At 34.9% G+C, this 25654-nt stretch carries 33 protein-coding genes, 1 pseudogene and 1 riboswitch; of the genes and pseudogenes, 19 read left to right on the top strand and 15 right to left on the bottom strand.

The window, feature by feature from the left end; translation table 11 throughout:
- Nucleotides 1–75 precede the first annotated feature (75 nt).
- Genes KPL75_RS10725 through KPL75_RS10715 form a run of 3 tightly spaced genes read left to right on the top strand, consistent with a single transcriptional unit; the run spans nucleotide 76 to nucleotide 3272 of the window.
- Entirely contained in the window at nucleotides 76–696 is a 621-nt protein-coding gene (locus tag KPL75_RS10725; protein WP_219920649.1) for a class D sortase, read from the top strand.
- Between the two features lie 39 nt (nucleotides 697–735).
- Nucleotides 736–1425 carry a response regulator transcription factor gene (locus KPL75_RS10720; RefSeq protein ID WP_219920648.1) on the top strand — a complete coding sequence of 230 codons (690 nt, stop codon included), beginning with the start codon at nucleotides 736–738 and terminating at the stop codon, nucleotides 1423–1425.
- Nucleotides 1422–3272, top strand: a complete 1851-nt coding sequence (locus KPL75_RS10715; protein ID WP_219920647.1) for a sensor histidine kinase — start codon at nucleotides 1422–1424, stop codon at nucleotides 3270–3272. The genes KPL75_RS10720 and KPL75_RS10715 overlap by 4 nt, the downstream gene beginning before the upstream one ends.
- Before the next feature lie 224 nt (nucleotides 3273–3496).
- Here the strand turns inward: KPL75_RS10715 and thiT are convergent, their stop codons facing one another.
- The gene (gene thiT / locus KPL75_RS10710) at nucleotides 3497–4156 is read right to left on the bottom strand and encodes an energy-coupled thiamine transporter ThiT (protein WP_219920646.1); all 660 of its coding nucleotides are present in this window, start codon (nucleotides 4154–4156) and stop codon (nucleotides 3497–3499) included.
- Between the two features lie 85 nt (nucleotides 4157–4241).
- Nucleotides 4242–4343: riboswitch (TPP riboswitch) on the bottom strand.
- A gap of 194 nt (nucleotides 4344–4537) precedes the next feature.
- Between thiT and KPL75_RS10705 the strand changes: the two genes are divergently transcribed.
- The 3 genes from KPL75_RS10705 to KPL75_RS10695 are packed head-to-tail and all read left to right on the top strand — an operon-like array spanning nucleotide 4538 to nucleotide 6934.
- The gene (locus KPL75_RS10705) at nucleotides 4538–4765 is read left to right on the top strand and encodes a FeoA family protein (RefSeq protein WP_000060512.1); all 228 of its coding nucleotides are present in this window, start codon (nucleotides 4538–4540) and stop codon (nucleotides 4763–4765) included.
- On the top strand, nucleotides 4762–6750 hold the full coding sequence (feoB, locus tag KPL75_RS10700; protein WP_219920645.1) for a ferrous iron transport protein B: 1989 nt from the start codon (nucleotides 4762–4764) through the stop codon (nucleotides 6748–6750). Before KPL75_RS10705 ends, feoB begins: the two co-directional genes overlap by 4 nt.
- A 16-nt stretch (nucleotides 6751–6766) precedes the next feature.
- Nucleotides 6767–6934 (top strand): FeoB-associated Cys-rich membrane protein, encoded by a 168-nt coding sequence (locus KPL75_RS10695; RefSeq protein WP_000989597.1) that lies wholly within the window; start codon nucleotides 6767–6769, stop codon nucleotides 6932–6934.
- A 34-nt stretch (nucleotides 6935–6968) separates the two neighbouring features.
- Here KPL75_RS10695 and KPL75_RS10690 read toward each other — a convergent pair whose 3' ends face one another.
- The gene (locus KPL75_RS10690; RefSeq protein WP_219920644.1) at nucleotides 6969–7547 is read right to left on the bottom strand and encodes a lipoprotein BA_5634 family protein; all 579 of its coding nucleotides are present in this window, start codon (nucleotides 7545–7547) and stop codon (nucleotides 6969–6971) included.
- 411 nt (nucleotides 7548–7958) lie between these two features.
- Between KPL75_RS10690 and KPL75_RS10685 the strand changes: the two genes are divergently transcribed.
- From KPL75_RS10685 to KPL75_RS10665, 5 genes are all read left to right on the top strand, one after another.
- Entirely contained in the window at nucleotides 7959–8624 is a 666-nt protein-coding gene (locus tag KPL75_RS10685; protein ID WP_219920643.1) for a PspA/IM30 family protein, read from the top strand.
- A gap of 79 nt (nucleotides 8625–8703) precedes the next feature.
- Complete coding sequence (locus tag KPL75_RS10680; protein ID WP_002067791.1) at nucleotides 8704–9108, top strand: DUF350 domain-containing protein; 405 nt, start codon at nucleotides 8704–8706, stop codon at nucleotides 9106–9108.
- A gap of 21 nt (nucleotides 9109–9129) precedes the next feature.
- Nucleotides 9130–9636, top strand: a complete 507-nt coding sequence (locus KPL75_RS10675) for a DUF4178 domain-containing protein (RefSeq protein WP_016095930.1) — start codon at nucleotides 9130–9132, stop codon at nucleotides 9634–9636.
- 13 nt (nucleotides 9637–9649) lie between these two features.
- The gene (locus KPL75_RS10670) at nucleotides 9650–10468 is read left to right on the top strand and encodes a DUF4247 domain-containing protein (RefSeq protein ID WP_219920642.1); all 819 of its coding nucleotides are present in this window, start codon (nucleotides 9650–9652) and stop codon (nucleotides 10466–10468) included.
- Nucleotides 10469–10564: 96 nt separating this feature from the next.
- Nucleotides 10565–10783 (top strand): hypothetical protein, encoded by a 219-nt coding sequence (locus tag KPL75_RS10665; RefSeq protein ID WP_219920641.1) that lies wholly within the window; start codon nucleotides 10565–10567, stop codon nucleotides 10781–10783.
- 119 nt (nucleotides 10784–10902) lie between these two features.
- On the opposite strand, the gene KPL75_RS10660 is transcribed toward KPL75_RS10665, so the two are convergent.
- Nucleotides 10903–11775: a YitT family protein gene (locus KPL75_RS10660; RefSeq protein WP_219920640.1), complete on the bottom strand. Its 873-nt coding sequence runs from the start codon at nucleotides 11773–11775 to the stop codon at nucleotides 10903–10905.
- A 188-nt stretch (nucleotides 11776–11963) separates the two neighbouring features.
- A complete protein-coding gene (locus KPL75_RS10655; RefSeq protein WP_219920639.1) occupies nucleotides 11964–12998 on the bottom strand; it encodes a YdcF family protein in 1035 nt (344 codons plus the stop codon).
- Between the two features lie 742 nt (nucleotides 12999–13740).
- Between KPL75_RS10655 and KPL75_RS10650 the strand changes: the two genes are divergently transcribed.
- Nucleotides 13741–14514, top strand: a complete 774-nt coding sequence (locus KPL75_RS10650; protein ID WP_001049554.1) for an S-layer homology domain-containing protein — start codon at nucleotides 13741–13743, stop codon at nucleotides 14512–14514.
- Nucleotides 14515–14597: 83 nt separating this feature from the next.
- Entirely contained in the window at nucleotides 14598–14831 is a 234-nt protein-coding gene (locus KPL75_RS10645; RefSeq protein ID WP_002015747.1) for a spore germination protein, read from the top strand.
- Between the two features lie 169 nt (nucleotides 14832–15000).
- Here the strand turns inward: KPL75_RS10645 and cydB are convergent, their stop codons facing one another.
- Together cydB and cydA are read right to left on the bottom strand one after the other, a co-directional pair.
- Nucleotides 15001–16029, bottom strand: a complete 1029-nt coding sequence (gene cydB / locus KPL75_RS10640; protein WP_219920638.1) for a cytochrome d ubiquinol oxidase subunit II — start codon at nucleotides 16027–16029, stop codon at nucleotides 15001–15003.
- On the bottom strand, nucleotides 16019–17368 hold the full coding sequence (gene cydA, locus KPL75_RS10635; protein WP_219920637.1) for a cytochrome ubiquinol oxidase subunit I: 1350 nt from the start codon (nucleotides 17366–17368) through the stop codon (nucleotides 16019–16021). The genes cydB and cydA overlap by 11 nt, the downstream gene beginning before the upstream one ends.
- A 224-nt stretch (nucleotides 17369–17592) precedes the next feature.
- On the opposite strand from cydA, the gene KPL75_RS10630 reads away from it, so the two are divergent.
- A complete protein-coding gene (locus tag KPL75_RS10630) occupies nucleotides 17593–18156 on the top strand; it encodes a beta-class carbonic anhydrase (RefSeq protein ID WP_219920636.1) in 564 nt (187 codons plus the stop codon).
- Here the strand turns inward: KPL75_RS10630 and yidD are convergent.
- Complete coding sequence (gene yidD / locus KPL75_RS10625; protein WP_000809328.1) at nucleotides 18153–18389, bottom strand: membrane protein insertion efficiency factor YidD; 237 nt, start codon at nucleotides 18387–18389, stop codon at nucleotides 18153–18155. The genes KPL75_RS10630 and yidD overlap by 4 nt on opposite strands.
- A 128-nt stretch (nucleotides 18390–18517) precedes the next feature.
- Between yidD and luxS the strand changes: the two genes are divergently transcribed.
- The gene (luxS, locus tag KPL75_RS10620) at nucleotides 18518–18991 is read left to right on the top strand and encodes an S-ribosylhomocysteine lyase LuxS (protein WP_001141371.1); all 474 of its coding nucleotides are present in this window, start codon (nucleotides 18518–18520) and stop codon (nucleotides 18989–18991) included.
- A gap of 63 nt (nucleotides 18992–19054) precedes the next feature.
- Here luxS and KPL75_RS10615 read toward each other — a convergent pair whose 3' ends face one another.
- The 5 genes and pseudogenes from KPL75_RS10615 to ytzI form a co-directional block, all read right to left on the bottom strand.
- Nucleotides 19055–19285 (bottom strand): YczI family protein, encoded by a 231-nt coding sequence (locus KPL75_RS10615; RefSeq protein ID WP_219920635.1) that lies wholly within the window; start codon nucleotides 19283–19285, stop codon nucleotides 19055–19057.
- A 25-nt stretch (nucleotides 19286–19310) separates the two neighbouring features.
- A complete protein-coding gene (locus KPL75_RS10610) occupies nucleotides 19311–19544 on the bottom strand; it encodes a hypothetical protein (RefSeq protein ID WP_219920634.1) in 234 nt (77 codons plus the stop codon).
- Nucleotides 19545–19898: 354 nt separating this feature from the next.
- On the bottom strand, nucleotides 19899–20129 hold the full coding sequence (locus KPL75_RS10605) for a DUF3953 domain-containing protein (RefSeq protein ID WP_219920633.1): 231 nt from the start codon (nucleotides 20127–20129) through the stop codon (nucleotides 19899–19901).
- 14 nt (nucleotides 20130–20143) lie between these two features.
- A pseudogene (locus KPL75_RS10600) lies at nucleotides 20144–20373 on the bottom strand (YczI family protein).
- A gap of 1 nt (nucleotide 20374) precedes the next feature.
- Nucleotides 20375–20524, bottom strand: a complete 150-nt coding sequence (gene ytzI / locus KPL75_RS10595) for a YtzI protein (protein WP_016095937.1) — start codon at nucleotides 20522–20524, stop codon at nucleotides 20375–20377.
- 83 nt (nucleotides 20525–20607) lie between these two features.
- Between ytzI and KPL75_RS10590 the strand changes: the two genes are divergently transcribed.
- Nucleotides 20608–20925, top strand: coding sequence for a hydrolase (locus tag KPL75_RS10590; protein ID WP_219920632.1), 318 nt, complete (start codon nucleotides 20608–20610; stop codon nucleotides 20923–20925).
- Between the two features lie 84 nt (nucleotides 20926–21009).
- Nucleotides 21010–21489 (top strand): antimutator 8-oxo-(dGTP/GTP)ase, encoded by a 480-nt coding sequence (mutTA, locus tag KPL75_RS10585; protein WP_002015736.1) that lies wholly within the window; start codon nucleotides 21010–21012, stop codon nucleotides 21487–21489.
- A 196-nt stretch (nucleotides 21490–21685) separates the two neighbouring features.
- Here the strand turns inward: mutTA and KPL75_RS10580 are convergent, their stop codons facing one another.
- Nucleotides 21686–22360, bottom strand: a complete 675-nt coding sequence (locus tag KPL75_RS10580) for an HAD family hydrolase (protein WP_219920631.1) — start codon at nucleotides 22358–22360, stop codon at nucleotides 21686–21688.
- Nucleotides 22361–22453: 93 nt separating this feature from the next.
- Between KPL75_RS10580 and KPL75_RS10575 the strand changes: the two genes are divergently transcribed.
- Both KPL75_RS10575 and KPL75_RS10570 read left to right on the top strand, forming a co-directional pair.
- Nucleotides 22454–23563 (top strand): recombinase family protein, encoded by a 1110-nt coding sequence (locus KPL75_RS10575; protein WP_219920630.1) that lies wholly within the window; start codon nucleotides 22454–22456, stop codon nucleotides 23561–23563.
- A gap of 263 nt (nucleotides 23564–23826) precedes the next feature.
- Nucleotides 23827–24054: a hypothetical protein gene (locus KPL75_RS10570; RefSeq protein WP_002089142.1), complete on the top strand. Its 228-nt coding sequence runs from the start codon at nucleotides 23827–23829 to the stop codon at nucleotides 24052–24054.
- Nucleotides 24055–24088: 34 nt separating this feature from the next.
- Here KPL75_RS10570 and KPL75_RS10565 read toward each other — a convergent pair whose 3' ends face one another.
- Complete coding sequence (locus KPL75_RS10565; RefSeq protein ID WP_219920629.1) at nucleotides 24089–24895, bottom strand: ABC transporter permease; 807 nt, start codon at nucleotides 24893–24895, stop codon at nucleotides 24089–24091.
- A complete protein-coding gene (locus KPL75_RS10560) occupies nucleotides 24888–25652 on the bottom strand; it encodes an ABC transporter ATP-binding protein (protein ID WP_219920628.1) in 765 nt (254 codons plus the stop codon). The genes KPL75_RS10565 and KPL75_RS10560 overlap by 8 nt, the downstream gene beginning before the upstream one ends.
- Between the last annotated feature and the right edge of the window lie 2 nt (nucleotides 25653–25654).

The following is a 25654-nucleotide window of genomic DNA, read 5'->3' as shown; positions in this document are numbered from 1 at the left end:
TATAAAGAGTGGGATAATTTCACATATTAAAAATGGTAGGTTATCCCTACCATTTTTTGCATGGAGGGATGAAATATGAAGTTACTCAATTATATCGGTATCATATTGATGGTCATAGGGCTATTCATGGGATCCTATTACGCTGTGGAATGGTATAAAGGAAAAAGCTCTGCTCAAGAATTAACGAAAGAAGAAATAAAGAGCCTTAAAAATATACAAGATACTCAACTTTCTCATGAAACACCTGTAACTTCTCAAGTGCCTTCTTCTCAAACAGAACATAAAGAAGGAGAAAAGGTAGCAATGTTAAATATACCGAAAATAAAGAAGAAGTTTTCTATATATTGGGGAGCAAATGATGCAACGCTGAAAAAAGGAGTTGGTATGTTCGTTAGCGATTTAACGACAACGCCATCTGGAGGGGGGCATACTGTACTGAGTGGACATCGAGATACTGTATTTACAGATTTAGGAGAGTTAAAAGAAAAGGATACTCTTATTTTAGAGTATGATAATAAAACTTACACATATGAAATTCAAAAGACATGGATTACCCATGCGGATGATCGTACTGTTATTATAAAAAAAGAAGAACCAATATTAACACTGACAACTTGCTATCCATTTGATTATATAGGCGATGCACCAGATAGATATATTATTGAGGCGAAGTTAACTGCTAGTTATTCAAAGTGAAATTGTAGTTTTTGAAAGCGGGAGGGGGATACATAAATTATGTCAAAAAACATTTTAATTGTTGAAGATGAAGATATTTTGCGTGAAATATTAAAAGATTATTTTTTGAGTGAACAATATATAGTGTTTGAAGCAAGAGATGGGAAAGAAGCCTTAGTTGTATTTGAAGAAGAAGAGGTTGATTTAGTTATTCTAGATATTATGTTGCCAGAACTCGATGGATGGTCTGTTTGCCGAAGAATCCGTAAGACGTCCGAGGTTCCTATTATTATGTTGACGGCGCGTGTAGATGAAGATGATACGTTACTTGGCTTTGAACTTGGGGCAGATGACTATGTGACGAAGCCGTATAGTCCGCCAATTTTATTAGCAAGGGCGAAACGATTATTAGAAAGTAGAAAAGCATCGAAGAAACCTTTAGAGAATGAAGATGATACGTTATCAATTCATGGCATTCATGTCCATTTTCCGTCACGTACTGTTACTGTTGATGAGGCAGACATTAGTTTAACACATACAGAATTTGAAATATTAGTGTATTTCATGAAAAACCAAGGAATTGTACTAACAAGGGAACAGTTAATTTCAAGAATTTGGGGATACGAATTTGCTGGTGATGATCGAACGGTTAATAGCCATATTCGTAATTTGCGAAATAAATTAGGAGAGAAAGCAAAGTACATTACAACTGTAGTGCGAACTGGATATAAGTTTGAGGGGAATGTATGAGAAAAGGGATTGTACTAAAATTATTTACTCTCACAACAGCATTATGTATGTTAATTTTAGCGACGATTTTTATTGGACAAACGATATTTTTCAAGCAATATTATGCAAATAGAAAAGTGGAAGATATTAAAGTGAATTTAAATTCCTTTGCAAAGAACTATTTAAATTATGCAGGAAGTGCAGAAGGAATTCAGAAACTGGAGCAAGACTTTTTTAGAGAAAATAATACGTGGATTACGACATTAGATCAGAATGGAAATTTAAAACATGTGGATGATTTTTATTTTGAGATAACGATAGACCGTAGGCAACAGAAGAGCTTTGGACAACAAGTATTCAAGATGCCCTTATACAACCTCATCAATATAGAGGAGATTGATAATAAAGCAGTAGATCAGTTTTTAGGACAAGAAATTTATTTTTCTGGAGTAAAAAAAGAAGATAGTTTTATTCCATTCTCTTTCTCGTTAGTTAAGCAGAATTTAAGTGGATCTAATAAACCGTTAGAAAAAGCGTTTCAGGAGAAAAAGAAATTAGATGAGGAGAAAAAGAGAGCAGCTCAAGAGCAACTTGTTAAGGAAAAGAAACCAGCTGTTCAGGAAGAAGGTGCTCAGGAATTAGGTGCTTACATAGCAGGACGTGTTACGAAAGTACAGTTCCCCGATGTAAAAGGTCCTGTGAATCCAATTTATAAAAATAGTTTATTCTTAGATAACATAAAGGAATTTCAAACTGATTTATTATTAAAAGAGAGTAATCATATACAGTATTCAACACAAATAATGGACCATGAAAAAAATGATATAAAATATAAATTATTAATTAAACCAATAAAAGAAAAAGACGGATCAGTAGCATATATATATGCGATGGCTTCTTTACAACCAGTAGATGAGGCTGTACAAATGGTACAAGATTATTACATATACATCATTGCATTTGTAGTCGTTCTTATTTTTCTAGCTTCGTTCTATTATTCAAAACAAATTGCAAAACCGTTACTAAAAATAAATGATACAACGAAAAAAATAGCTCATTTAGACTTTACAGAAAAAATCCCGATTACTTCAAAAGATGAAATTGGTGATTTATCGCAAAATATTAATACACTATCTAATAAACTACATTCACATATTGGACAGCTAGAACAAGATATTGAAAAGGAAAGAAAGTTAGAAAAGACGCGGAAAGAATTCATTTCTGGTGTTTCACATGAATTAAAAACACCGTTAAGTATTATGAAAAGCTGTATTTCTATTTTAAAAGATGGGGTAGCTGAACATAAAAAAGACTACTATTTTCAAGCAATGGAACGAGAAGTAGACAAAATGGATACGTTAATTTTGGATATGCTTGAATTAGCTAAATTTGAATCTGGTACATATAAAATGAAAAAAGATTCATTTTATATTGATACAGCAATTGAAGATATATGCGAATACCTTTCTGTGGAGATAGAGAAAAAAGAACTTCGTGTTCATAAAAATATACGTTCATTTGAAGTGATTGCAAACCAAAGTCGGATTGAACAAGTTATCGTGAACTTCATTACGAATGCCATACGTTATACACCAAATAAAGAGGATATCATTATTTCTACAGTAGATGAGAAGGATCGTATAAAAGTGTGTATTGAAAATAAAGGTACTCACATTGAAGAAGAGCAATTAGATAAAATTTGGGATCGTTTTTATCGCGTGGATGCAGCGCGTCATCGTTCACAAGGTGGAACGGGGCTTGGGCTTGCCATTTCAAAGAATATTTTAGAACTACACGATGTTGAATATGGAGTAAAGAATACAGAAGATGGGGTGTTATTTTACTTCTACTTGCCGAAAAAAGCGTAGATCATACATGCTACGCTTTTTTTTAAGTTATTTTCATATTATCTTTACCTAATCTTTATTTTTAAGAGATATAATCTGGTTAGAAAAAGAGGTTATGTAAGGAGTAGATTAGCCGTGAATAGCAATTTACTAGGTGTGATGGTATTTATTTTTCTTTGTGCATTTATTGTATTTATTATTGATATTACTCATTGAGAATTTTGATATAAAAAAAGAGCGCTAAGTTAAGCGCCCTTTTTTTGTGAATTCATTTGATAAGCACTGATGCTTTTGAATAAGCGTGGTGAAGTTGTAAATAAAAGAATTAGTAATACAGTACATAGTATGAAAGAACCAATCATAGTACTACCGTTTACAATTAAGGAATATAAGGCAGCTGATTGTCCTTTAGGTGCATATTGACCAAAGAAAATAATACCAGCAATAAAGTGACAGAAATAGCGCGCAAAGCTGCCGACAAATGTGGCAAGGATAATGTAAACAAGTGCTTTTTTTCCTTTGTTTTGTTTAGGTTTATCTTTGCGACTACCCAAACTTGAATGCTCTGCATTATTGTTGTCTGAGGTAAGAGCTTTTTGAATTGGACGATGGAATAATCCAGCAAATCCAATGAATGCAAAAGCAACGAAGTACTCAATGAATGCTTGAATAGGTGTTAAAATGTAAGCATCTCCAACGACAATTTGTAATAATCCCCAAATTAAGCCTCCTAAGAAAGCCATTTTGAAGCCCCAGCGGTATGCGATAATAAAAATAGGAATCATAGCAAATGAAATGGAACCACCTGTTGGAAGTTTAAGTGATAGTGGTAAAATGTCGATAACCAAGGCGAAGGCTGCAAGAATTGCAGATTCGATCATCGCTTGTAAATTAGTGTTACGCATGTTGTCTCCCCCTAAATCCAAGTGACGCAAAAAAGAACATTATCATAGGAGGATACGAAATACGTAAATAAAAAAGAGGTATGTATTTCGGACGTTTGCACAATCCCTGCGATAGCATTAACTAACAGGTTCTAAGGGTCGGAACGAAGTGTTCCCTCTCAGCGGTAAGGCTCCCCCTGTGATAACGAGATTCTTTATTTGCTATTGTTTATTGTAAGTGAAATGGATGAGAATGGCAAATAAACTTTGTATGACAATTATTGAAATATAATTGTATTGAAATGTTAATAAATATGAAGCAAAAAGATATAGTCCAAGTGAAATAGAGTATGATATAATTTTTTTGAAAATAATTATCATTCTCTTCTGAGGGGGAAGGTTATGAGCTTAGTAGATATTAAAATTGGCGAGAAAGTGTTAGTAAAAAGTATTCAGTCGTTAGATCAGTTATTAAAGCGTAGACTGGCTGCTTTCGGTCTCGCGGAAGGAAGCGAACTTCGCCTGAAACAGAAAGCGATGTTTAAAGGTCCTTGTACATTGGAGTGTCGTGGACAATTAATTAGTATTCGTCATTGTGACGCGAAAATGATAAAGGTGGAATTAGCGTGAATAAGGTTGCTTTGCTAGGGAATCCGAATACAGGGAAAACATCATTATTTAATGCACTCACTGGTTCTTATGAATATGTAGGAAATTGGAGCGGTGTAACAGTAGAAAAGAAGGTTGGTAAATTAAAAGATAAGCAAGGAACACTAATTGATTTACCAGGCGTTTATGGTTTAAATCCAGTTTCACGTGATGAAGGTGTCGTTACAAACTTTCTACTAACAGACGAATTTCATCATATGTTAAATATAGTGGATTCTTCGCAATTTGAGCGAAATATGCATTTAACATTACAATTACTTGAATTTGGTAAGCCAGTTTCAATTGGTTTAAATATGATTGATGTGGCGAAGCAAAGAGGAATTGTTATTAATGTAAAACGATTATCAGAAATATTAGGTGTAACAGTCGTTCCTGTCGTTGCAAGAAGCGGAAAAGGCTGTGAAGAATTACTTGCTACTCTTCATGAAGAGAAACAAAAAGAGAAAAAGCCATTCATTATTTCATATGGTGTACAAATGGATGAAGGGATTGGAGAGGTAATCGCTCTTTTAGAGAAAGCGAATTATGAGCATCCAAGATGGTTAGCCTTACAATTTTTAAGCAATAACGAAGTAGTAGAAAAAGAAATGAAAGCATTACCAATTTATAAGGAACTTATAGCCATTCGATCTCGTTTAGATGGAAAACTTGATTGTACGTTAGAGGAGCACATTTACAAGACTCGTGAAGCGTATATTGAAAAGTTAAAAACAAATGTTATGAAGCATGAGAAAGAAGGAAATATTCCTTTTTCGGAAAAAATTGATAGGTTAATTACACATAAAATTTTGGGACTTCCAATCTTTTTAGCAGTTATGTTTTTCATTTTTCAGGTTACGTTTACGTGGATTGGTACACCTTTATCGGATATGCTTGATGGATTTTTTGGCGGACAACTTACTGATTGGGTTACAGCTGGGCTCACAAGTGTTGGCGCTTCTGACTTTATTCAAGCACTCGTTACAGAAGGTATTATTGCTGGCGTTGGTGCGGTATTAGTATTCGTTCCGCAAATCTTTGCACTATTCTTCTTCATTTCATTATTGGAAGACTCAGGATATATGGCACGAATTGCAGTTGTTATGGATAGAATTATGGAGTTTTTCGGTTTAAACGGAAAAGCATTCATTCCGATGATTATCGGCTTTGGGTGTAACGTTCCAGGTATTATGGCAGCGAGAACGATTGAACAGGAAAAAGAACGTTTACTTACAGTTTTAGTAACTCCATTTATGTCTTGTTCAGCACGTTTACCTGTATATGCATTATTTGCGGGAGTGTTCTTCCCTCATAGTCAGGCGACTGTTGTATTTTCTTTATATGTTGCAGGTATTGTTCTTGCGTTACTTGTTACAAAAATTATGTCTCTTACTATTTTAAAAGCAGAAAAATCTATTTTTGTAATTGAACTACCACCTTACCGTGTGCCGCAAGCGAAAACGTTATGGCTCAGCACGTGGGAGAAAGGTAAAGGATTTGTTCGTAAAGCGGGTACATTCATCTTCGGTGGTTCTGTTGTCATTTGGTTATTAAACTATGCAGGTCCATCAGGATTTGGTGTTGATATGGGAGACAGTTTCTTAGCGATGATTGGTGGATTTATCGCTCCACTATTCGCACCGCTCGGCTTTGGAACTTGGCAAGCTGGGGCATCTCTTTTAACAGGATTTTTGGCAAAAGAAGTTGTCGTTTCAACAATGGCGATTATTTATGCGGTTAAAGAAGATGTGCTAGGAAATGTAATGGGAGCACATTATACTGCTTTATCAGCGTATGCATTTATGTTCTTTGTTTTATTATATGTTCCGTGCTTAGCGACAGTAGCTGTTATTAAGCGTGAAACAGGATCGATGAAATGGACAGTTTTCTCTGTAGTTTATCCATTAGTTGTTGCTTATGTATTAACGCTCATTATATACCAAGTTGGGTCCTTACTCGGATTCTAGAAGGAGATGTATTAGGGTGATGGTCAATATTATAATTGGAGCTATCATTTTTGGTTATGCAGCATATACGTTAGTTAATTTTGTAAAGAGAAGTAAAAAAGGCAAATGTGCAGCATGCTCTTTAAATAAGTCATGTCAGTCGCAAACTTGTAGTCCAGATATGGAGCAAATTGCTCATAAATAGAAAAAAGCTTTGCGAATTTCGCAAAGCTTTTTTATTATTTCTTAATTTTTACAAGTTGTGCTCCTTCTACACCATTTTTTCCAGGGAATTCTTTACTAGGGTCTTTATCAAATTTTAATACACCCACAGATTTTTCTTCACCTTTTACATTGCTGTAAGTTGCATCATCAACAATCGCGAACATATCTGCATATGCACGGCCACTACCGATAATTGTGTTACCTTCATATTTTAATTTCGCGCCATCAATTGTAGCATTCTCTATTTTATTTTTTGCGAATAACACGCCTTGTTCTGCTGTTACAGCTGGTAATTTATCAAGTGATTTCGTGTCGTCTTTTTCATCAACTTTTTGTAGTAATTCTTTCTTAACAAGTTCTTCACCAGTTTTCTTATCCATTACAAGAACTTTTTTATCTTCTAGCGTTGTAAGCTTCATTTTGTATACATCTTTTTCTTTTACTTCTTTTTTATTTTTATCTGCAATTTGCTGAACTTGCTCTTCTGTTCCGTATAATACAAAGCCGTTCGCTTTTTCTCCTAATAAAGAACAACCTGATAATGCTCCGAATGAAATTGCTGCTGCTAACCCGATTCCTACTAATTTTTTCATGATGATTTCTCCTTTTATATGTTTTATAGTAAATACAGTTTCTGTATTAGTCATTACAGTATGAGAAGCTTTTTTGTTATTCTGTTGCTTCTGGTATTAGTGTATAAGAAATCTGGAGATGCAACTATCGAGTTAGCTTACAGTAACATTACAATTATGTAATTTAGTGAAAGTACGTAAAAATGAGTTAATTTTGGAGGCAGAAATAATAAGGATATAGTAGGAATACAATATTCTATCTAGAATGTCATATTATATTGGATGTATTTTGGAAATAACATGTAAGGACATCTTAGTTTTGTTATAATGAACACATAGGTTATAAAAATGAATATTCTTACTGTAAAGGGAGATTTTTAAATTTCCAAGTAGTGAATTTGAAATATGAGGTATATCATAGGAGGAATTTGGATGTCTGTATTTAAACGATTAAGAGATTTAACAATGTCGAATGTGTATTCATTAATTGAAAAAGCTGAAGATCCGGTTAAGATGACGGATCAATATTTACGCGATATGCAAGCGGATGTACAAGAAGCTGAGAAAAGTGTAGCGGCTCAAATCGCACTTGAGAAAAAGTTCAAATTATTATTTGAAGAGCAAGAAGCACTTGTGAAAAAGCGTGAAGAACAAGCTCATATGGCTGTTCAAGCTAGTAACTTAGATCTTGCGCGCCGTGCGTTAGAAGAAAAACAGAATGCAGAGCAAAAGATGAATGAATATAAAGTGAGCTATGAGCAAAATAAAGCTGCTGCTGATAACCTTCGTGCGAAGTTAGAAGAAATGCGTAAGCAATTAACAGAGCTGAAAAACAAACGTGAAACACTTGTAGCACGTGTAAATGCAGCGAAAGCACAAAAGAATATTAATCAGGCGATGTCTGGATTTGACTCAAATACAGCAAAAGCTGGTTTAAGCCGTATGGAAGAGAAAGCTCTTCAATTAGAGGCTGAAGCAGAAGCAAGCGGTGAAATTTACAAGAAAGAAAAATCATTAGACGATGAATTCGCAAGCTTAAACAAAAATTCTGCTGTTGACGATGAATTAGCTCGTATTATGAAGCAGTATGAGAAATAATATAGAATAGACAAAGAAGCCGACATGTCTGAAGAGAATTCATGTCGGTTTTCTATTACCTTTTAGAGGAGGTTTTGCAATGACGTGGACGAATGTTTTAGCCATGCTTGTATGGACTGGAGCAAGTGCGGTACTTTTATTTGCAATTATGTGGGTTGATTCGATTTTTACAAAATACAATGATTTAAAAGAAATAAAAAACGGGAATACAGCTGTAACAACTCGTTTCGTTATGAAATTATTTGCGCAAGGTTATATTTTATCCCAATCGATTACGAAAGCGAATGATTTATGGCAGGCACTTCTTGCTTCAGCAGTTTCTTTCGTTATTTTATTAGTTGTAGAAATGTTTATTGAATTTGTTTTAAGAAAAATGGCAGGTCTTGATTTAGAAGAAGGAACGAAAGAAGGCAGCGTAGCACATGCGATGTTAGCTGGTTCATTACATATTGTTGGTGCACTTATTTTAGGTGCTTGTTTATAAAGAGAGAAGGAGGGGTAGATTGTGAGCTTATTTAAACGTATTAAAAATATAATGAAAAGCCCGGAACCGCCGAAACCAGAAAAAAGTCTTTTAACGTTAGCTCCTGGCGATATGATCGAAGTTTCGTTAGTAATGTACGAATTAACTGGGAAAACGAGTATGCATTCTCGTAAGGAGATTGTTTTAACCCTGCAGGACGGGAAAGATATTCGCTATTTAAAAATTGAAGACCGTGAAAATACGTATTACAAATTATATACACCGATTGATGGTCGTTTAGATTCAATTGATGAAATTCCGACGACAATTGAAATGGATGATACAGAGTACCATATGGAAGAGCAATATAATGGACGTGTTGTTGTCATGGGGAAAACACCATTCGCTGCTTCAGAAGAACAGCACGTATGGGAATTCCAATCTGATAACCGAAAATTATTACGTATTGAATGGCAGAATGGTCGCACAATGATGTATGAGGGAGAAACAATTATTCCTGCTGATGTACAAATTATAAGAGCAACATAAGGGGGGCGTAATCATGTCAAACCGATTGTTTACCATGATTAAATCGTTCGTAATCCCTATACTTGCTATCGTTACATTACTTGTTATTGCTGGTTATGCTTTATCAGGCTGTCAAAGTGGTCAAGCGAAGTCAATTCAAGACCGTTATCCGCTTGAGTCTGTCGCAAAAGAAGGTAAACAAGAATCTTACGTGTATAGGGCCGCCAATCGGTCAGTTCCTGAAGTCGCAAAGGAACTTATAGCCGAAAGGAAACCGAAGCAAGCATCTAAAGAAGACGAAAATCAAATGTTCCTCGTTTATTCTGATAAAATGTATAATCTTCAAAAGGATAAAGAGAAACCATCTGATACGCTAATTGAAATAAGTAATGAAGAATTTGTTCGTCAAAATTACCAACCATCCTTCTTACAAGGATATATTATGGGGAGTATATTAAACGATATATTCGGTTCACGGAAATCATCATACGGTGATTATCGCGGATATAACGATAGACAAAATCATAAACCGGTTATCCCGGAAAGACCACCTACGAAAGAAGAAAAGAAAACCCCGCCTCCAATTACGAAGGAAGGGAAAGGATCTATCATTAAGCGAGGAGATAATGTAGATCCGAAATCATCAGTAGGTGATAAGGGAAGTATTACTGAAAAAGGAAGTAATACGACGCCTCCACCTTCTACCGGAAGCAAAGGGAAAATTACGAAAACGCCAGATGGATCGAGCGGATCTGATGTGAAGCCGAAATCATCCATTAAAACTCCGCCAAAGAATACGTCTCCCCCGAAAACGAGGGTTGGCGGTTCAGGGAAAATTTCGAAAAGAAGATAGTAGAGAGACCGAGAAGTGGAATTTTCTTTTCGGTCTTTTTTTTATGGTAATTAATTCCTTGTAACTGGTACACTTAATCCATAAGGAGGGATTAGTATGACTATGTATAAAAGATTTAGTTTGATTATGTTCCTCGTCTTATTCCTCGGTTTGTTTATTAGTACAACGATGAAATTTCACTTTGTAGTAGGTATTCTATGGATACTATGTGCATGTACTCTATTTCTATATATTCCGCTTCGCTTTCAAGATGAAGTGACGGCCTTTCAAAAATACGTAGCATGGATTAAAAGCGGAGGAAGATGGGGTGAGTAAAATTATATCAGCGATTATTGGAATATATCGACTTACCGACAAAAACTGACAACGGTAGTAACTTAATAATAAAAAGAGGCTGTGCCAAAATTTTGGCACAGCCTCTTTTTTCATAATGATTAATGAATATCACGTTTCTTAAAGTTACCGCCTTTTACTTCTGCTACGTCATAAACTGTAATAAAGGCATTTGGATCGATTTCATTAATAAGTTCTTTCATTTTACTTTCTTCTAAACGATTAATTACACAAGAGATTTCTTTGAATTGCTCTCTTGAATAACCACCATATACTTCGTTATACGTTGCGCTTCGGCCTAAACGATCGCGAATTGTTTCTACCATTAATTCAGGCTCTTTTGTGATGATTTTAAATGCTTTCGAGCCACTTAAGCCAACTTCAACGATATGAATCACTTTCGAAGCGATAAAGTAAGCAATTGCCGAAAGGATAGCTCCTTGAAGACCGAATACTGTTGATACGAAAATAAATACGAACATGTTTAAGAATAAAATAAGATCACTCGTTCCAAATGGTAACTTACGAGAAAGTAATACAGCTAGCATATCGATTCCATCTAATGCTCCGCCGTTACGTAATGCTAGTCCCATACCAAAACCGATAATAATACCACCAACAACTGTAACTAATAATGTATCTCCTTCAATAATAGCTGGTATTCCGTGCATGACAACGGTACCTATTGCTAGTGAAGCAATCCCGATAATGGAATAAATCGCAAAGCTTTTACCGATTTGCTTATATCCTAACCAAACGAAAGGAATGTTAATAACTGCGATTAGAGCTCCTAATGGTAACCCGAATAATCTTGAACTAACGATACTTAAACCAGTTACACCACCGTCTGATACGTTATTTGGAATTAATACGGCTTCTAATCCGTACGCTGTGATAAATGCCCCAATAATAATCATCAAAGCTTTTGAAGCAATTTTTAGCTTATTGGGCTTGTTTTTCATAATTTTCTCCATGTAATTTCCTCGTTTCAAACTAGTTTCTTGTTTGCTACATCATTCACACCTAAATTTTATTTTAACATTTAATCTGAAAAAATTCTCCTTTAATGGATGTATGCAGGGAATATTATCACCATATTATCTTTAAAATATTTTTGAAATGGGTATAGGAAATCCCATCCTTATGAAAGGATGGGAGAATGTTAAGAAACAATAAAACTAAGGACCGTTAGGAATAAAGCGAAACCTAAAATAGTTCCGCACACTTTCATATGTCGTTTACGTCCCATAACGACGATTGCAACATATTCGCGAATCATTGCATTAGGCCAGTAATAAAATGCAGTTTTTGATCCAATTCCTTGGCTATTAAGACCCGCTTGTCTTGCATATATACCAGCGCGGAAAAGATGGAAGTTGTTCGTTGTAAAGATACTTCTATACTTACCTTCAGGTTTTAAAGAATCCATAATTTCTTTAGAGAACGACATATTTTGATATGTGTTTACAGAGCGATTTTCTTGCACTGTATGTTCAGGTGGAATTCCTTTTTCAACAGCATACTTTTGCATCGCTTCTGCTTCAGGAAGGCCCTCATCTGGACCTTGTCCACCAGAGAAAATAATTGTTGGTGGTGTATTCACAGCTGCTTGTTTCCAGTAAAAGTCGATTGCTTTATTAATACGACTTGCAAGTAAAGGTGGTACTTTATCATTAATTAAGCCGCTACCAAGAACGATAATGAAATCTTGATTACGTCTCGGTCTATTGAATTGGTATAAAAAATACGCGCTTAAGAAGTTAGATAAATGCACAAAGAAATACATAGTTATAAGAGATATAGCAGCAAAAATAAATTGAAAATGCTCTGAGAATAAGTTTGTTGGATTTAAAATAGCGAATAATATAAAGAATAAAATCCCTAAAGCAGCAATTAAAGTTAAAGAGTTTGTGAAACGTCTTCCTTCACGTTGCATTAAAATTTTTGCATTAAGAAATAGTCCAAACATTAAAGCGACTATAGCAAAAGGTATCATTACAATTAGCGCTAACATCGGAATAATAACGATAAAATGTAAAGAATTACTACCAGACTCATAAGAGGCTATAGCGCAAAATAATAGAAATGAACAGAAAAAGGCATTAAATAAAAAGCCGTTTATTATTTTTCGTGGATCTTTTAAATAGGAGATAAGAGAAATAATAAACAATATAAGAGGAATAATTCCAAAATACATAAATATAATACACCTCAATTTTTATAATGTTTTATTGCATCCTTAATATTACATGATTTTGAAGATGTTGATAAAAAAATAACGATTTTGAATTTTCTCAACAACTGATATAGTTAAATATGGTAAAATATATTCAAAATGATATATTAAAAGTAAAATGGTTGAAGAGGCACTCTGAGAGTGTCTTTTTTCTTTTTGGTATGTAATTATGCATATTATGTTTATTTTCAAGGGAAGAGGATTAAAATATAAGTTGTGGATACACGCTATAAAGCAGAATTTTATATTAATATTTACCTCTACTCTTTTTGTACCTAACAATCTTGTAACAATTCATGATTCTGTTTTCTAGTGTGTGTTTACGAAAAGCGGATGGGGTTTATATAAACAGGGGAAAGGGCGTCTTTTTAAAAGGCGCCTTTTTGTTGTTTAGTGTAGATAGTTATCACTGTTGATATAGTGGAAAATATCTATACTAAACATTAGCAATCTTCCGTATAAACATTATCAATTTACTATATATTCCAGCGATGTTAAGCTACATATGAAAGGCTTTCTTTTTCAAAATATTACCCCTAATAAAATTTTGAAGAAGTCAACTGTCTCCAAAATTGCCATTCATGCTTAGCAAAAAAGAATCCTGCTGGATTCTTTTTTGTGTTCGACATGATATGACAAATTGTATTCTTATAATTTGTTATTATGTTAAATGGTTATTAAGAATAGAAAAGGGGACCTTAGAATGAATTTAAAGAAAATATTTTTAACAGGTGCGATTGTCGTAACAACTGCATTTACATCTATTGGAACGGCACAAGCAAGTATTATCTTCAAAGATGTTCCAACAGGGCATTGGTCTTATAAAGCAATTTTAGATTTAACAAGTAAGAATATTGTTAGTGGGTACGGAAATGGAATTTTTGGGTTTGGTGATGATGTGACTCGTGAGCAAGTTGCTAGACTTATGTATCTTCAGCTAAAGCCGGAATCGAAAGAGAATTACAATAATCCGTATAATGATATTAATGATCATTCAACAAATTTTAAAAAGGAAATTTTAGCATTAACAGAAATGGGGATTTTTGCAGGGGATGAAAAAGGAAACTTTAGACCAAAAGCTTCTTTGACTCGTGAAGAAATGGCTCAAGTATTAACAAATGCATATAAATTAGTGGCAAAATCAGAGCATACATTTGTAGATGTAGATAGAAAATCATGGTCGAATAAAGCGATTAGCGCTGTACAATCTAATAAAATTGCTGCTGGAACAGGCGATAATATGTTTTCACCTAAGATGAATGTAACTCGTGAACAATATGTACAGTTCTTATATAATGCGACATTACCATATGAGGAAAGACCAGGCGCAAATCAAGAGCCAAAGCGCTTTGCTAATTGTAAAGAAGCAAACGATGCTGGATTTTATGATATTACAAGAGATAGTCCGTACTACGGAAAGCATTTAGATCGTGATGGCGATGGGATTGCTTGTGAGAGAGAGAAGAGCGGTAAATAAGAAAAAGCACTCAATCTGAGTGCTTTTTTCTTATTGAAACATGCTATTTTTGTAGGCGATGTTCATAAAATAAAAGTAACGAAATGAAAGTAGGTGATAAAATGCCAGCTATTGTTGAAGGGGTTATTATTGAGAACTGCAACGGGACAATTAACTTAGGTGATAAATATAACGTACATCCGATTGAAAAAACGAAAGCTTATAATGGATCGGGATCTTCAAATACCGGATTAAATGTGAGGACATTCAGTGGTATTAGTACGGCAGATGTAACGGATAACGATGTGTATGACCAAGTAATTCAATCTACGTTATAATTTTCATATGTAAAATTGCATAAATTGATGTGTTTGCTCTGTGATACAATTTAGTTGTGAGCTGTTAGTGATTCTTCTTTATCATAGTTGTTAGATTAGAAATGTAACATCTTATCGAAAATCATACGTATAAGAAAAAAGACACTTCGCTTGAAGTGTCTTTTTCATTTTAGTGATACCCTTTAGCAGAGTCTTTATGAATTTTATTTTTAAAAATACTGTAGCTCCAAAGCTGATATCCAATAACGATTGGTACCATAACTATTGCAACGAAGAACATAATTTTTAAGTTTAATTCACTACCGGCTGCGTTATATAACGTTGTACTGTATGCGTCATTAATACGTGATGGTAACATTCTTGGGAACATACCTGCAAAACCAGTTGTCATAAATATTGCGATTGTTAAGCAAACGAATGTGAATGCAAGGCCGATTTTATGTTTATACACCATAATAAGTGCTAGTACACTCATTAACATTGCAAGTACTGGAAGAATGAATAGTACAGGATATTCCGTGAAGTTTTGGAATAAATTTGTACGATTTGCAGTTGCGACATAGAAGATAGCTAAAATGATTGCAGCTGCCATTGAAAATGGTCTTGCGATTTTATAAGCACGATCAGATACTTCACCAGTTGTTTTAATCATAATCCAAAGGGCACCAGATACGACGAATATAGCAGTGAAGAAAAGACCACCTAAAATACCATAATGGTTTAGTAAGCTAAGTAAAGTTCCTTCATAGCCATCTTTTCCGATTTGCAGTCCGTAATACAAGTTAGCGAATGTAACACCGAATAAAAAGGCAATTAGGAAACTACCAATTGTAAATGCCCATTTGCAAGTTTTTTGCCAAATTGGTGAATCATCTTTATGCATAAATTCAAGTCCAGCAGCACGAGCAAATAGTGCAAGTAAGACTAAAAATAGTGGTGTATACAGGTAACTAAACATATTTGCATATGTGATTGGGAAGGCAGCAAATGTTGCGCCACCAGCTGTAATTAACCATACTTCATTACCACCCCAGAACGGGCCAATAGCTTCTTGTAATTGATTTCGTTCTTGTCGGTCTTTCGCAACGAATGGGAAAATCATCCCGTTACCGAGTGCGTAGCCATCAAGAATGAAGTAAACTGTCCAAATTACGCCCCATAAACCGAACCAGATGATTGCAAGCATATCATGAGACATGAGCCGCGCCTCCTTCAGTAGCAGGTTCTTCTAATGCAGCTGGTCCTTTTTTCGCGAACTTCAGCATTAAGTATACGTCTGCAATTAAAAGTAAAGTGTAGAACAATATTAAACTAATTAATGAGAACCAAATTTGTGGAACTGATATAGGTGATACAGATTCTGCTGTACGCATTAGTTTATATACTGTCCATGGTTGACGGCCTACTTCAGCAACAATCCAGCCAGCATTAATTGCAATGTATGGAAGTAAGACAGACCACATTGTAATTTTTAAATAGCGTTTTGAGTTTTCTAGTTTTCCTTTTCGGTTTAAATAGAAACCGAACCAAGTTAATGCCATAAAGAACATGCCCAGTGCAACCATTAAGCGGAAGCTATAGTACACGAGGTTAACATTTGGACGATCTTCTTTCGGAATATCTTTTAAACCAACAATTTCTCCATCAAATGAGTTTGTATAGAAGAAACTTCCGAGTTTTGGAATAGTAAGGAATTCAAAGTTCTTTTCATTTTTCACATCAGGAATTTGAATGATTGAGAAGCCTTGTCCTTTTCCCGTTTCCCAAACAGCTTCCATTGCAGCTCCTTTTGCTGGTTGATACTTAGCCGCTGATACACCGGATTGATGTCCCATAAAAGGTGTAATAGTTGCTGCGAATAATCCTAACATTAAGCCAAACTTAAATGATTTTTTGAAAAATTCCACTTCATTTTTACGTAATAAGTGATAGGCACTAATTGCCATAACGAAGAAAGCACCAACGATATAACAACTAATTACAGTATGGAAGAACATGTTCCAAGCGTATGGATTTGTAACAAGTGCCCAGAAATCATTTAATTCAGCGCGGCCGTTACGTACTACATAGCCAACAGGATTTTGCATAAAGCCGTTTGCTGTAATAATCCAAAGGGCGGAAATATTTGTTCCAAGTGCAACCATCCACATACAGAAAGCACGGAATTTTGGTGAGATTTTGTCTTTACCGAATAACCATATTCCCATGAAAGTAGATTCTAAGAAGAATGCAACGAGTGCTTCGATTGCGAGAGGTGATCCGAAAATATCCCCCATATATTTGGAGTACTCAGACCAGTTTGTTCCAAATTGGAATTCCATCGTAATCCCGGTTATAATCCCCATTACGAAGTTAATTGTAAATAATTTACCCCAGAAATTTGCCATTTTGCGGTATGTTGGATTCAATGTGCGGGCGTATTGAGTTTCCATACATGCTACTAAAATAACAAGTCCGATTGTCAAAGGTACAAATAAAAAGTGATAAAAAATAGTAATTGCAAATTGAAAACGACTCAGTAACAGAACGTCGGACATAATAAATATTCACTCCTTTTTTACATTATCTACAATTAGTTTATAGTGAAAATAGGCGTAAGGTATGTGAGACTTGTTACAAAGCTGTGTGTATATTTTGAAAGAATTATGTCGGTTATCTGAAAATATATTGCTTTTATAATAATACAATATCCTTTTTGAGTTTTTCATATTTTGGTACACTATATATGTAATGTAAATGAGAGAAAAGAGGGTTCTTTACTATGAAGTCATTAGAAGAGATTTTACAATACAATGAAAAATTCGTTGAAGAGAAAAAGTACGAAGAGTATGAAACAGGAAAATTTCCAAACAAAAAAATGGTAATTATCTCTTGTATGGATACTCGTCTTGTTGAACTATTACCGAAAGCAATGAATATGCGTAACGGTGATGTGAAAATTATTAAAGTAGCAGGCGCTGTTATTTCACATCCATTTGGAAGTATTATGCGTAGTATTTTAGTTGCTGTATACGAACTGGGTGCCGATGAAGTTTGTGTAGTTGGTCACCATGATTGTGGTATGGCAAAAATTCAAGCAAGCAGTACAATTGAGAAAATGAAAGAGCGCGGCGTAACAGAAGAGAAATTAGATACACTTCGTTATTCTGGAATCGATTTAGAAAGATTCCTACAAGGGTTCTCTAGTGTAGAAGAAAGTGTAGAGCATAGTGTGTCAATACTTCGCAACCATCCGTTACTTCCGGGAGAAGTACCTGTTCATGGTCTTGTTATAGATCCTGACACAGGAAAATTAGATTTAGTTGTGAATGGTTACGAAAATTAAGAATTTACTTTGTCATCCTTTTTATCTGGGACAGGATCAAATCCTCCTGGGTGGAAAGGGTGACATTTTAATATACGCTTACAAGTAAGCCAAAAGCCTTTGAGTGCACCATGTTTTTGAAACGCCTCTAATCCATAATGAGAACAAGTTGGATGAAAGCGGCAAGTTGGTGGTGTCATCGGAGAAATGAACTTTTGATAAAAGCGTATAATACCGATAAAAATCTGTTTCATAATGGTCTCCTTTTCAGCATAGTCTTAAAGTATTATAGCACGACAGTACATAATTCTTTACTAATGTCGATTTCCGTTATATCATATTGGATATAACGGAATTAAATTAAAAGCGGGAGAGATGTTGTATGCCATCAGTAGAAAGCTTTGAATTAGACCATACGATTGTAAAGGCGCCTTATGTAAGACATTGCGGAGTCCACAATGTAGGTAGTGACGGTATTGTAAATAAATTTGATATTCGTTTCTGCCAACCGAATAAACAAGCAATGAAACCAGATGTTATTCATACGTTAGAGCATTTATTAGCATTTAATTTACGTAAATATATTGATCGTTATCCGCATTTTGATATTATCGATATTTCACCAATGGGTTGCCAAACAGGATATTATCTTGTAGTAAGCGGAACACCGACGGTTCGAGAAATCATTGATTTATTAGAACTAACATTAAAAGATGCGGTTCAAATTACAGAAATTCCAGCTGCAAATGAAACACAATGTGGTCAAGCGAAGCTTCACGACTTAGAAGGAGCACAACGCTTAATGAACTTCTGGTTAAGCCAAGATAAAGATGAACTTGAGAAAGTATTTGGATAAGAATGAAAAACTGCCTGTGAAAGGGCAGTTTTTTATTTTGTTAAGAGAAAACTTGCTCTTCTTTTATGAAAGTATACTAGACACTCCAACATATAAAATAAAGACAGAACCGAGAAAATAAACAAATGCTTTTGCTTTTTGCTGCTCTTTTATTTCATCAATTCCAAAAAGGATAAACATAATACTTAAAAGGATAAATACGAATGGTAAAAGCATAGAGAAGTTTGCAAAGAGGTTAAGTAGAGCGAGAATGAGGGCAATAGTAGCTATTATAATTCGAATGTTTTTTAACATGAAATCCTCCTTAGTAGAAGTATTGTTATCGAGAGACAAGAATAAGAATGACCATACTTAAAATAAAGACGCCAGAAAAGAAAGAGATTGTACTATTTACTTTATTCTGTTTCTGTTTCTCCTCTGCACTTATGATGAAAGTCATAATAGATAAGGCAATAAGCATATAGGGCATCGTAACAAGCGGATTTGTAAACATTCCGGATAGAGCGAGAGCGATGACGATGAGTGCGGATATAATGCGAAAAGTTTTTAGCATACTAACCCCTACCTTTTTGTAGTTTTAAATTAGACTCCAATGTAATAACAGTTCGTAGTTGGTATTTAAAGTTTAATGCTACATGTAGCGAAAGTAGTTCGATATTAAAACGAAGAATATAAGACTAGCAACGAAAAAAAACGGAATACTCATTGATTTTCGTCCAGATTTCAATTCATTCAGTCCTAGAAGAATAAAGGAACAACTGAGAATAAAATGTACATATGGGAGAAGTGTGAAATTATCGGTAATAAGAGAATAAGTGCAAAGAGAGAGTACAAGAAGCGTGAGAAGTGCTAAAAAAATCCGTAATTTAGTTAGAGTTAGCATTGTATAACCTCCTGTATAGACTAGTTATCGGAATATTTCTGTGAAACCAATAAATAAAGCAGCGGCTCCAGCTAACAGAGCAAGCATACTACCTCCTGTTTGCTGTTTTAATATTTCCTCTATACTTACAATGAAAGCCATACCGCCTAAAAAGATAAACATATAAGGCATAATTCCTCTATTGCCAGCAATAAAACTATAGATTGCTATAGATAAAGCGATAAGTGAAAAAGTAATTCGAACTCCTTTTAACATAAAGAACCCTCCTTCTATTTTATGTAGGTAATGATGAGAACAATCCAAGAGAATGCTCCAGCAACAATGCAAATAAATCCGGTTCCTGAATCCTTCTTTTTTATTTGCTCAATTGCGATGAGAAACATTAAAGCTCCTAATAGAAATTGTGAAAGTGGTAGAAAGTTATTTGACCTGTATAGAGCCCAATTGCCGACATAATTATCACAGTGAGTGCGATTGCGATGCGAAGTATACGAAGCATACTATGATTCCTCCTTATTATTTTTCGAGTAAGGGTTATCTTCGGGCTTATCAACAGAATGTTTATATGCGTAGCCTTTATTAATCGTCATGACGGAGAGTACTAATACGATCAGTACGATTATAATGCCGATAATTAATATTTTGAGCATGAAATCCCTCCTTTTCTTTATTTTACATAATTTTGTAATTGATGAAAACAATAGAAATTAAAAGGATGAAAGAAGGGTGTTACATGGAGAATAAAAAAACATATTATATATCAGTTGGAAATGGTCAAATTTCGCAAGTGAAGACGGCGGATACGTATAATTTTGAAATTTATGCAAATGACGAAGAGATTACGGAGTTAAGAGAGTATTTTGATCAAGCGTATGAAGAGGACTTAGGTTCGTATGTACGCTCCCACGTTCCATTCGTTGGGTATCATCACGATTCGAATAATGATCGATATGATGAACAACTACAAAAAGCATATAAAATGATTTATGATCTAGGGAATCATGAAACGAAAGAATTAGTCGCACAAATGGGAATAATCAATGGATTGTAATTGGATAATATTATGCAGAAAAGCGAGAATATGCTACAATTTGTGGTAGGAAAAACTTGTAATCATCAATAGGGGAGTAATGGCATGTACAAATTTAAAGATTATTACCACAACACTGTACAATTATCGTTTGAACGTTACCCATTTTCTCCTGAGCCAAAGCATGTTTGGGTTGTATGCCGGTACGGGGATCAATGGTTATTAACGCATCATTTACGCCGTGGTCTTGAATTTCCAGGTGGTAAAGTAGAACTCGGGGAAACACCGGAAGAAGCGGCAGTTCGAGAAGTTCATGAGGAAACCGGCGGCATAGTTTCTGATTTAACTTACTTAGGGCAATACAAAGTATCCGGAAAAGACAAAATAATCATTAAAAACATTTATTTTGCAACAATTAGTGCGGTAGAGCAGCATACGCATTACGAAGAAACGAAAGGGTCTGTTTTATTAAAAGACATTCCTGATAACATTAAAACTGATAGAAAATTTAGCTTTATTATGCGCGACGATGTATTAGCGCGTACGATGAAACATATAGAAGAAATCGGTTGCTTTACGAAGTAAAGTGGCCGATTTCTTTTTTTGATTAAATACCCAAAAAAGGTGTGAATATATCTTTACTTTTAGGGAGGCATTTGGGAATGAAAGTATCCACTTACTATTGTCACTTTTTGTCGGTAAATCGATATATTTCAAAAATCGCTGATATATTTGGAGTTGCGGTCGATATATTCGAAAAATCGCTAATATAATTTATTTACTATTGTATTGTTTTTACCTCCCCCCCTAAAAACGAAAGCACCTCTAATAAATCATCCACGACACGTGAATGTTCAAAGTCACCCCAAAATGAATCTCTCTTCCAAACGCCAAGAATCCCTACTTGTTCAGAACCAAGCACATCATTTTCTGGATGGTCTCCAACGTAAAGGCATTCTTCTGCTTTTACGTTTAGCTTTTGTAAAGCCCGTTCGAAAATCTCAGGGTGAGGCTTTTTAATTCCTTCCGCTTCTGAAACAAGAATCGTGCTTGTATACGTATGTATGTTTAGTGCTCGAAGGTTGCTCATCTGAAATTTAGTAAAGCCGTTTGTAATAATACCAATTTTAATGTTTCGCTGTTTTAATTGTTGAAGTAGTTCATGCATGTTTTGGAAAGGAATACAATGATGTTGGAAGTTTGTAATGTAGTCGTGTAGCAGTTGCTCTTGCGTTAAAGTGGTAATGTTGTATTCGCAAAGGAGAGTGGAATACACCTTATCTTTCCACGTGTAACCATTATTATCGAGCTCGAGAAAACGAGAGCAATACTCGAATTTTTCTATGTTTATCAAATGAAAGGCGAAGCGATTATATTGATTACGAATAAATTGCTCTAGAGATTGGCGACGATCTAATAGTGTTCCATCTAAGTCAAATAAGACTGCTCGAATCATGGAAAACCTCCATACAGTTTTTATAATTAATTATCGCATATTCGCTAAAAAATGATTATGATATTTTTGTAGAATGGAATAATGGAGGGGCGTATGAAGAAACTGTATGGAAAATTAGTGTGTTTTATGATTTCAATGGGCTTAGTAGCTGGATGTGATATGTCGGAGCAAGCTTCAAAAAGAGAGAAAAAAGATGTGTGCGAAACGACAGAAGAATGTGCACAAATAGGTGATAAGACGCTTCAAAAAGTATATAAAAAAATAGATGGACTTTCAGAACTTGAAGTACTAGAGGATTATGATTTAGAAGGACATTCAAGTAACGATATGAAAGAAGCGGAAATGAAAAAAGAGGATGATGAAAATTATTTCTTTTTAGCTTCTTATTATATTGATGGTGATGAAATTGTAGATCCTTATTTCGATAAACTAGATCGCAAACGATTGAATAAGGCTTTTGCGGAGGATAAGGACGCGAAAGAAGAAGTATTAAAGCAACGTCAAGATAGAGGTTATCATGAATCGTTATGGGATATGTACAGTACTCTTATTCCAGCTAAGTATCGCACTGACATAAAAGAGTTTGATATGGTAACTGATGGTTACGATGGAATTGTCGCCCACGTTATACCGAGTATGGAGTATCCGAAAGAGTGGACTATTAGTTTAGATACGCTTGATTCTGCAGTAAATATCGATCAAGTGATGAAAACATTAATACATGAGACGGCTCACGTATTGACACTGGGACATAAACAAATACCAGTAAATGAAAAGTACTTAAAGGCTTTTGACGAAGATAAAGATATTTCATCATACCAAAATAAATGTAAATCTCTTTTCTTACAAGAAGGATGTGCGAAGGAGAGCTCTTATATAAATCAATTTTATAATTTGTTCTGGAAACCAATTGACCAGGAGTGGACAGAAAAGAAAGTGGAAGAAAGCGAAGAAGCTCAAATTGAATTTTTTAAGGAAAAGCATAGTGAGTTTGTTTCACTGTATGGAACGACAAATGTAGCGGAAGATATCGCAGATACATTTACAGCGTTTATATTACAAGATTCAAAAAAAGTGAAAGAAGGAATAGAATTAAAATATAAAAAAATTGCCTTCTTCTATCAATTCCCCGAGCTTGTAAAAATGAGAGCGGAAGTGTTAGCTGGATTATATGATATTTCAAGGGATATAGAGCAGTCATAGTTTAGTGGTAATTATTTGTTGGTAAGTCAATAAAATTGGATTTATGCTCGATATATTTTTGGTCGATCAAATGAAAATGCGAGGACGTTCTGTTCTTTGCGTTTCTTTATGTTTATAAAATTGAAAATTCTGTCTTTTTTAAAAAAGAAGAAGGAACTGAACCATTAAAATAGAATTAGTATAAAAACGTCACAAATTAGACACAATTATAATGCGCATAGTATAGGGGCTATAAGTTTACTCTCGAGGAGGTAATGAAACGTATGAAAACGATTCTTGCTGTTGCTGGTCTCATTTGGGTAATGTCTCACGGTTTTCCGATTTTTGAAGGAGAGCAAATTCGTAGTGCATTAAATAAAGAGTTTAATGATTATCATATTATTGATCGAAAAGATAATGTCGTTACGGTGCGTGTGAAAGATTGTTTCCATACAGTTACGGTTGCTAATGGAAATGTTACAGATGATTCGAAAATGTGTGATAAAAGGTAAAAGAAAGAAGCTGACTCTAGCGTATCGCTCTAAGTCAGCTTTTTTTTCGTTTTCCAATAAGGAGTTTTTCAAACGCCTCGACAAATACATACATAAGAGTTGCGAGGACGCAAGTGAGCAATACACTGAGTAAGACGAGTGTGAAGTTAAAGACTTGGAATCCGTAGCTAATTAAATAGCCAAGTCCTTGTTTAGAAACGAGGAGTTCCCCGAAAATAACACCGACCCATGATAAGCCAACATTCACTTTTAACGTTGAAATAATTGCAGGGAAAGATGAAGGGAGAATAACGTGCTTATAGCATTGCCATTTATTTGCGCCAAATGTGTCCATGACCTTAATATAATTGGAATCGACTTCTTGAAATGCACTGTAAATAACGAGAATGGTAATGATGATGGAGATGATTACGCCCATTGCGATAGAGGATGAAATATTTGGACCGAAAATAACAATGATGATTGGACCGAGTGCAACTTTTGGCATTGCATTTAGGACGACGAGATACGGATCAAGTACGCGGGCCAAAAGTGGCATCCACCAAAGGAAAGTAGCAATAATAGCTCCGAGTACAGTACCGAGAATGAAGCCTACTCCTGTTTCAAGTAATGTCGTCCATATGTGGATCCAAAGTGAACCGTCAATCCATTTCGTTAAAAAGAGATCCCAAATCCTTGAAGGAGAGCTAAAGAGTAAAGGATCAATCCATTCTTTTTTACTAGCTATTTCCCATAGTGCAAAGAAAAGAACAAGAAGTACAAGTTGTAAAGAGCGAGCTAACCATGCATGTTGTCTTTCTTTTTTTCGAAACTGTTCATGTAGTTGTTTTATATTATCCAAGTCGTTCCAACTCCTTCCATATTTCTTGGAAGATGGATGGGAAGTCATGGTGGTGTCGTGCTTCTAACGGCGATAAGGAACGGATACTTTCTGGGACGATGAACGTTTTTGCAATTTTTCCAGGATTCGCCTGCAGTAAATAAATACGATCACTCATCGCAATTGCTTCTTCAATATCATGTGTCACAAGTAGGGATGTTTTCTTATAGTTACGTAATAATGTGAAGACGAGATCTTCTAGTTTTAATTTTGTTTGATAATCGAGTGCGGAAAATGGTTCATCCAGCAATAAAATCTTCGGATCGGTCGCTAATGTTCGAACGAGTGCTGCACGTTGGCGCATACCGCCGGATAGTTCACGAGGATATTGCTGTTCTATATCATATAGGCCGGCTTGTTTTAAAAGCTTTAATGTATGTTCTTTCGTATTTTCATCATAAATTTTTCGAATATGAAGTCCGAGCATAATATTTTCTTCAATTGTTTTCCACGGAAACAAGTAATCTTGCTGGAGCATATAGCCCATAGATGGGGTCTTAGTTGTAATCGGTTCACCATCTAAAAATACGATACCTTCAATTGGATTAAGTAGCCCTGCGATGATGGAGAGGAGCGTTGTTTTTCCGCAACCACTCGGACCAAGAATAGAAATAAATTCGCCTTCTTCTACTTGTAAACTCATATCTTCAAGAATAAGTTTGGCATTTTCTTTTGCAAAAAAGCAGTGAGAAACGTTACGTATTTGTAAAAAGCTCATAC

Origin of the sequence: Bacillus sp. NP247 (genome assembly GCF_018966865.1) — a bacterium.
Classification (GTDB): Bacteria; Bacillota; Bacilli; order Bacillales; family Bacillaceae_G; genus Bacillus_A.
This window is presented reverse-complemented; position numbering and strand designations above follow the sequence as displayed.